Below are 3,542 nucleotides of genomic sequence, written 5' to 3'. Positions count from 1 at the left end.
GGCCGCGGCCGTGGCAGCCGTGGCGCTGGCCGGTTGCGGATCGGTGAGCGCACCGGGCAGTGCGACCGGCGGCGGGCCGTCGAGGAGGTCGGCGCGGCCGGGTGGGCGGCGCACTGGGCACTCACCGGCGGCGAGCTCGGCCCGGTCACCACCCCGCTCGCCGACCGCATCCGCACGGCGGTCCTCGACCGGCTCGCCCCCGAGGCCGACCGCGAGGAGGCCTCGGACGACGCGGCCGCCGCCGCCCGCGCCCGGCGCACCACCGTCCGGCTCGCCCTGCTCGACGCCGTGCGCGGCCAGCACGACGCTCCCTGGTTCGCCGCCTTCGAGGCCGCCTCCGACGAGGCCGGGGGCAGCGCCGAGGCCGTCGCGCCGCTCGCCGGGGTGGCCCGCGAGGCCGGCTGGTGGTGGCCGTACCAGGACGTCGCGCTGGTCAGCGAGCGCCCCGTCGCGCTGCACCGTGACGAGGCCGGGCGGCTCGACCGGGCGGACGGCCCCGCCCTGGAGTACGCCGACGGCTTCGCCCTGCACGCCTGGCGCGGCATGCCCGTGCCCGCCGAGTTCCTGGCCGGGCTGGCCGACGTCACCGTCGAGCGGATCCGCACCGAGGAGAACGCCGAACTGCGCCGTGTCCTGCTGGAGCACTACGGCTACGAGCGCTACCTGGCCGACTCCGGTGCCGAGCCCATCCACCGCGACGAGACCGGGGTGCTCTGGCGGATCACCCTGCCCGACGACGAACCGGTGGTCATGGTCGAGGTCGTCAACTCGACCGCCGAGCCCGACGGCACCTTCCGCACCTACTGGCTGCGCGTCCCGCCGAGCACCCGCACCGCCCGCGCCGGGGTCGCCTGGACCTTCGGCATACCCGAGTCCGAGTACCACCCGCAGCGCGAGACCTGACCGGCCCGGACCCCCGGCGCAGGCCGCTGAGCCGCGCATCTCGGCCAGCCGATCTCGGGGCTGCCCTCGGCGGGGTGCGTGACAGGTCAGCGTGAGGTCGGTCCGACGTTGCGGACCCAGACGGGGAAGGGGGCCATGGCGTTGGGCGCGGTCTGGTCCGACGGGTTGGTCCCGGCTGGCTGTCGGCCGCTCAGGAAGCCCTCGACGACCGGAACGAGGTCGTCGGAGGGCAGGTAGGTGCCGCCGAACGGCAGTTCGTCGACGGCCACCGATCCGGTGGAGCAGCGGAGTTGATCGACCTGCTCGTCGTGCCACACGTAGAAGGTCGCCACCCCGGCGAAGCCCAGCGCGTGGATACGGTGCCGGATGGCCTGAGCGGTTCGTTCGAAGGCGGCGACCACCTCGGTCACGGACAAGGACTGCTTGTCCTCATCCTCCGCACTCAGGTACCAGGTGTTGGTCCGCCACTCGACCCGCCGGTCGCTCGGCTCCAGCACCAGTGGTTCGTCCGCTATTTCGGCGATCCATGTCAATAGCACCCCGGAATTGTCCCGGCCGGTGTGGATCGTGCAGTCGTCGGGGTCGGCCAGGGTCAGGGGGCACGGGCGATGAGCACGGGTTGGAAGAAGCCCGTTCGGGCGGGTGGTTGCCAGTGGGAGGTGGTGAAGCCAGCCTCGGAGGCGAGGGCGGTGAGCTGGGACTGGGTGAGGGCCCAGTAGGTGGAGCGACGGATGTCGGTCTGCCATTGGCCGGTGGCATCGGGGGTGAGGTGGAAGAGCTCCAGGTCGTAGCGCTCGCCGTCCTCATGCCAGTGCCAGAGCTGGAAGATGACGGACCGTCGGCCGTCGCATTCGGTGGTCTGGGGCGGGGTGGCGGCCGGGCGGGAGCGGCGCAGGTCGTCGTAGGGGCGGGTGGTGAGCAGGAGCAGGCCGCCGGGGCGCAGCACGCGGCGCATCTCGGTGAGGGCGGTGCGGACCTCCTCGGGGGTGAGTAGGTGGGGGAGCGCGTTGTCGGCGCAGACGACGACGTCGAACCGGGCGTCGGCGAAGGGGAGCCCGCGCATGTCGGCGGCCGCGGTGGGGAGACGGAGGCCCCGTCGGGCGGCTTCGGCGGTGGCCCGGGCGGCGGCCGCCGGGCTGAGGTCGGTGCCGGTGACGCGGTGGCCGAGGGCGGCGAGGCCGAGGGCCTGGGTGCCGATGCCGCACGCGCAGTCCAGGACGTCGACCGGGCGATCGCCGAGGCCGGCGCGGATCAGGGCGTCGAGGCTGGCGCCCTGGCGGGCGACGGAGGCGTCCCAGTCGGGGTAGAGGAGGTGGTACCCGGCCGCGAACTCGTCGTAGAAGCGGCCGACGGGGGACTGCGGTGAGGAGGTCATGGCGTCGGGGCTCCACGGTGGCGAGAGGGGTGAAGAGCGGGCACGACGGGCGTTGACGTGGGCGAGGTGGTAGGCGGGCCCTCGCCTGCTCGTTCGTCACGCCGTCATCCTCGCCCAGCCGTACCGGGGGCGGACACCGGTTTTCCGAGGCCGGGGAACGATGGGGCGGCGGTTCGGAGCCGGTGAACGGGCTGATCACGGCAGGCGGTCTGCTCGTGGTCCGGGGAACCGCCCTGCGGTACGAGGGGATGAAGCGGAGGGTGAAACAGTTCGCCGGGCGGGCGGGCCACCGGGATGATGCCGGTATGCGCACCTTCGAAGAGCTGATCGCCGAGGCCGAGGCGGTGTCCGTGGACGGCTGGGACTTCTCCTGGCTCGCCGGCCGCGCCACCGAGGAACGGCCGTCCTGGGGCTACCAGCGGCTGGTGGCCGAGCGGCTGGGTCGGGCCTCGGCAGCCTTGGACATTCAGACCGGCGGCGGCGAGGTGCTGGCCGGTGCGGCCCGGCTCGCCGCTGCGAAGCCCGTCGCAGGACAGCCCACCGAAGGGCAGCCCACCCCCGGGACGCCCGCCCCCGCGCAGCGCGGAGCGCTTCCGGCCACCATGGCGGCCACCGAGTCCTGGCCGCCGAACGTCGCGCGCGCCACCGGCCTGCTGCACCCGCTGGGCGTGGTGGTGGTCGCGGACCCGGACGAGCCGCCGCTGCCGTTCGGCGAAGGGGCCTTCGACCTGGTCACCAGCCGTCATCCGGTGAAGGCCTGGTGGTCGGAGATCGCCCGGGTGCTGCGGCCCGGCGGCGCCTACTACGCCCAGCACGTGGGGCCGGCGTCCGGGTTCGAACTGGTCGAGTACTTCCTCGGCCCGCAGCCCGAGGCACGCCGGGCGCGCCGCCCGGAGGACGAGAGCGCCGCCGCGCGCGCCGCCGGGCTGGAGGTGGTGGACCTGCGCTCCGAGCGGCTCCGGATGGAGTTCCTCGACATCGGCGCGGTGGTGTACTTCCTGCGCAAGGTGATCTGGATGGTCCCGGGCTTCACCGTGGCGGCCTACCGGGACCGGCTGCGTGAACTGGACGCCCTGATCCGGGCGGAGGGGCCGTTCGTCGGCCACTCCGCGCGCTTCCTGATCGAGGCGCGCAAGCCGTAGGACGGCTCGGGCCCGGCCGCGGGCCCCCCGGGGGGCCCGGCGGGGGGGGGGGCGGGGGGGGCGCGCGCCCCGCCCCCGCCCGGCCCCACCCCGCTCGGGGGTGTGGGCTGTATAAACAAGTC

4 protein-coding genes are annotated in these 3,542 nt (G+C 74.5%); 2 read left to right on the top strand and 2 right to left on the bottom strand.

Annotated features, from left to right (window positions below):
- Positions 1-903: DUF6745 domain-containing protein (locus ACFV61_RS34360; protein ID WP_380496013.1), on the top strand; the 903-nt coding region annotated here is incomplete at its 5' end.
- Positions 904-989: 86 nt separating this feature from the next.
- On the opposite strand, the gene ACFV61_RS34355 is transcribed toward ACFV61_RS34360, so the two are convergent.
- Both ACFV61_RS34355 and ACFV61_RS34350 read right to left on the bottom strand, forming a co-directional pair.
- Entirely contained in the window at positions 990-1,442 is a 453-nt protein-coding gene (locus ACFV61_RS34355; protein WP_380428804.1) for a hypothetical protein, read from the bottom strand.
- A gap of 53 nt (positions 1,443-1,495) precedes the next feature.
- On the bottom strand, positions 1,496-2,278 hold the full coding sequence (locus tag ACFV61_RS34350; protein ID WP_380496011.1) for a class I SAM-dependent methyltransferase: 783 nt from the start codon (positions 2,276-2,278) through the stop codon (positions 1,496-1,498).
- Between the two features lie 305 nt (positions 2,279-2,583).
- Here ACFV61_RS34350 and ACFV61_RS34345 point away from each other — a divergent pair, with 305 nt between their 5' ends.
- On the top strand, positions 2,584-3,420 hold the full coding sequence (locus tag ACFV61_RS34345) for a methyltransferase domain-containing protein (RefSeq protein ID WP_380496009.1): 837 nt from the start codon (positions 2,584-2,586) through the stop codon (positions 3,418-3,420).
- Positions 3,421-3,542: the final 122 nt, after the last annotated feature.

The sequence above is a fragment of the Kitasatospora sp. NPDC059817 genome, from assembly GCF_042731835.1.
Classification (GTDB): Bacteria; Actinomycetota; Actinomycetes; order Streptomycetales; family Streptomycetaceae; genus Kitasatospora.
The sequence above is the reverse complement of the archived record's forward strand: the minus strand, read 5'-3'. Positions and strand labels throughout refer to the sequence as shown.

Coding starts and splice junctions, on each gene's coding strand:
- ACFV61_RS34350 (WP_380496011.1), bottom strand. CDS start 2,278: ATGACCTCCTCACCGCAGTCCCCCGTCGGCCGCTTCTACGACGAGTTC.
- ACFV61_RS34345 (WP_380496009.1), top strand. CDS start 2,584: ATGCGCACCTTCGAAGAGCTGATCGCCGAGGCCGAGGCGGTGTCCGTG.